This window comes from Nocardia sp. CC201C, assembly GCF_030010695.1.
Taxonomy (GTDB): domain Bacteria; phylum Actinomycetota; class Actinomycetes; order Mycobacteriales; family Mycobacteriaceae; genus Nocardia; species Nocardia otitidiscaviarum.
Map to the genome: position 1 here is coordinate 1 of NZ_JASCXP010000581.1, position 3,372 is coordinate 3,372.

Sequence of the window (3,372 nt, forward strand, 5' to 3'; positions counted from 1 at the left end):
AGCCAGGTGCGCACCAGGCGGCCCTCCACACCGGCATGGGCCGCATTGTCGACGTACGCCATGGCGGCCGGATAGCGGCGGCGGAGTTCGGCGATATGGGTGAGGGCGTCCCCGGAGGTCTGGCCGTAGAGCGCGCCCAGCATGGCGAGTTTCGCCTGGGCGCGGTCGCCGCCGAAGGCGCGGGCCGCCAGATCCGCGTACATGTCCTCGTCGCGACCGGCCACCTCCATCAGTCCCGGATCGCGCGAGATCGCGGCGAGCACCCGCGGTTCCATCTGATCCACGTCGGCGACCACCAGCCGCCAGCCCGGATCGGCGCGGATGGCGGGCCGGATCACCTTCGGAATCTGCAGCGCACCACCGCCATTGGTGGTCCAGCGACCGGTCACCGTGCCGCCGGGCAGATATTCGGGCCGGAAGCGGCCGTCACGCACCCACTGGTCGATCCAGGACCAGCCGTGCGCGGTGTACAGGCGATACAGCGATTTGTAGGCCAGTAGCGGCGCGACCGCCGGATGGTCGATCTCCTGGAGCTCCCATTTCCTGGTGGAGGACAGTGAGATTCCGGCACGGCCGAAGGCCCGGATGATGTCCTGGGGCAGGTCCGGCCGGACCCGCGCGCCGAAGGCCCGCGACACGGCATCGGCCAGCTCGGCCATGCGCCGCGGTTCCGTCCCGCCCGAGATGCGTTCGCCCAGCATCGAATCGAGTAGTTCACGGTGGATATCGGCCCGCCACGGTATGCCCGCGCGGGACATCTCCGCGGCCACCAGCATGCCCGCCGATTCGGCGGCGAGCAGCAGCCACATCCGTTCCGGGTGCTCGGTCCGCGCCACCCGGGCCACCTGCCCCGCGTAGACCTCCAGCAACGCCGTCAACTCGTCGGCGCCGGGCGGGAGCGGCACCGGACCCGAGTCGAACAGGGTGGGCTCGGTGTCGGCGGCGCGGGCGGGCGCGTCCGGCGGCACCGGCAGCCCGTGCAACCGCGCCCAGGCGGCCGCCAGGGAGCGCGCCTGACCCGACTGCCCCTCCTCGTGCCCGATCAGCACCGCCTCGGCGGCCTCCACGTCGTAGCAGCGTTCGACACGCACGCCCGCAGCGAGCAGACGCCGATAGATCTCGCCGGTGGATCGCCAGACCCAGCGCTGTACCTCCGGGCGCGAGCGCACCGCATCGGCCAGTGCGGGCTCGTGTACCACCGGACCCGCGGGTCGGCCATCCGGACCCAGCGGACACAGACGCGCCCCGCCGTCACCGGACTCCGCCACCGCCCATCGCATGGTCAGAGTCTCGCACCGGGCACGGACATCCTTCACCCGTCCACCGTGGGGACGGGCTCGGCGGCGCGTCGGTTCAGAGCACCTTCACGCTGAGCACCTGGTAGCTGCCGCCGCGATAGCCGCCCATGATGCAGCCGGTGACGGCCGCCGGACTCACCTCCGGAGGCGCGGTCACGACCTGCAGCATCTTGCCCGACCCCAGGCCGCCGACGATCTTCAGATGATTGGTCGCCTGCTGACCAAGCGTCCACTCCCAGGAGCCGATCACATGGCTGTTCACGCCGTTGTCCCAGATGACGAGCAGATCGGCACGTCCACCGCGACTGCCGTAACAGGTCGCGGCCGGTTCGAACGTGGTGCCGATGATGGTTCCGACACCGATATCGTCGGGAGCCCCGTAGCAGCCCACCAGGTGGCCGCCGACATTGCTGGCCACCGGTGCCTGGGAGCTGCCCGTGATCCCCGGTCCGTTCGCCTGCCAGGCGATCGAGCCCGCCGTGCAGCCGCCGCTGTCGAGTTCCGGCTGGGCCGATGCGATGCCGCCGGCGCACACCCCGGCGACCGAGAAACCCGCCGCGAGCGCGGCGATGAGCGAACCTCGAAGAGTCGACATGTCCCACACCTCTCTGGAGATCATCGTTGATCGAACAAGAGCGGCTTCAACATCGTCTGATTCGAGATTAGGCAGCGACGATCCGGCGCGCAATCGGGGTACGGGTAGTGCGATCCCAATTGATGTGACACGCTGTTACGTCAATACCGCGAGCACGAGGAGGTGCACATGTCGACCGCCGCCGACCCATCCGCACGCGACCAGGACGACAGCCCGCGCCGCATCACCGCCTTCCACCGCGACGGCCTGACCTTTCCCGTCACCGATTCCGGTCCGCTCGACGGCGACCCGGTCCTGCTGCTGCACGGCTGGCCGCAGGACTCCCGCAGCTGGGACGCGGTGGCCGCCGCCCTGAATCGGCATGGCTACCGCACCTTCTCGCCGAACATGCGCGGCGCCAGCCCCACCGCCGCACCCCGCTGGCGCTGGTCCTATCGACTCGACGAACTGGCCCGGGACGTGCTGACCATGGCCGACGCGATCGGACGGCCGGTGCACGTGGTCGGCCACGACTGGGGCGCGGCCGCCGCCTGGGCCGCAGCCACCGACGGGCAACACCGAATGCGTTCTCTCACCGCCCTTTCCGTCCCGCACCCGACCGCGTTCCTGCGCGCCATGCTCACCAGCCGCCAAGCCCTGGCCTCCTGGTACATGTACGTCTTCCAGCTCCCCCTGCTCCCGGAACTGATGGTCCGCACCCCCCTGTTCCGCCGCATGCTGGAACGCAGCGGCCAACCGGCCGATGTCGCCCGGCGCGACGGAAACCGCCTGCGCGACAGGACAATCGCCCGCGGCGGCCTGCACTGGTACCGCGGCATGCCCTTCTCCGCCCCCGGCCGCCTCCGCGCCCGCGTCACCATCCCCACCCTCCAGGTCTGGAGCGACGGCGACACCGCCGTCCTAGCCACCGGCCCGAAACTGTCGAGCCGCTACGTGGATGGCCCCTTCCGCCTCGAGGTGCTGCCCGGGGTCTCCCATTGGATTCCCGACGAAGCACCCGAGGCTGTGACTCGGCTGCTGGTCGAGCATTTCGAGGCGAACAGGAGCGGCGACGACTCACCGTAGGCCGGGACCGGTCACTGCCTCATGACACGCTGTCACGACGCGCCAGCCAGACCGCACACGCCGTACACGCGGCCGCGACGATCAGGCCGGGGACGACCAGACCCGGACGCGGGACGAACGGCGGCGGTGGCGTAACCGCCCAAGCGATGAGGGTATGCGACGACTCCGCCACGGTCCCCGACGGCGGGTAGACATCCGGCCGGTACGCCCAGTCGGTCACCGTGGGAATCGACTCCGCGTCTGCTCGCGACGACAGTTCACGCGCCGTCAGCGCTGCCAGCATCGGCAGCACGGTCCAGCCCGCGAGCAGTGCGGGTTCCACGGGTAGGACGGACGCACCGGCCATCGCGATGGCGAACAGCACCAGCGCACCGGCGCCGAGCCGCACCCAACCGAGGTCGGAGAGCTGGGACA

At 70.5% G+C, this 3,372-nt stretch carries 4 protein-coding genes; 1 reads left to right on the forward strand and 3 read right to left on the reverse strand.

The window, feature by feature from the left end; genetic code table 11:
- Both QK444_RS34360 and QK444_RS34365 read right to left on the reverse strand, forming a co-directional pair.
- Nucleotides 1–1,280 (reverse strand): bifunctional 3'-5' exonuclease/DNA polymerase (locus QK444_RS34360; RefSeq protein WP_282786178.1); only part of this gene is annotated, 1,280 nt, incomplete at its 3' end.
- 73 nt (nucleotides 1,281–1,353) lie between these two features.
- The gene (locus QK444_RS34365) at nucleotides 1,354–1,893 is read right to left on the reverse strand and encodes a hypothetical protein (protein WP_282786179.1); all 540 of its coding nucleotides are present in this window, start codon (nucleotides 1,891–1,893) and stop codon (nucleotides 1,354–1,356) included.
- A 168-nt stretch (nucleotides 1,894–2,061) separates the two neighbouring features.
- Between QK444_RS34365 and QK444_RS34370 the strand changes: the two genes are divergently transcribed.
- Complete coding sequence (locus tag QK444_RS34370; protein WP_282786180.1) at nucleotides 2,062–2,958, forward strand: alpha/beta fold hydrolase; 897 nt, start codon at nucleotides 2,062–2,064, stop codon at nucleotides 2,956–2,958.
- Between the two features lie 19 nt (nucleotides 2,959–2,977).
- Here QK444_RS34370 and QK444_RS34375 read toward each other — a convergent pair.
- Nucleotides 2,978–3,372: hypothetical protein (locus QK444_RS34375; RefSeq protein WP_282786181.1), on the reverse strand; the 395-nt coding region annotated here is incomplete at its 5' end.

What these genes read in the sequence shown, in the direction of transcription:
- QK444_RS34365 (WP_282786179.1), bottom strand. Translation starts at nt 1,893, where the DNA reads ATGTCGACTCTTCGAGGTTCGCTCATCGCCGCGCTCGCGGCGGGTTTC.
- QK444_RS34370 (WP_282786180.1), top strand. Translation starts at nt 2,062, where the DNA reads ATGTCGACCGCCGCCGACCCATCCGCACGCGACCAGGACGACAGCCCG.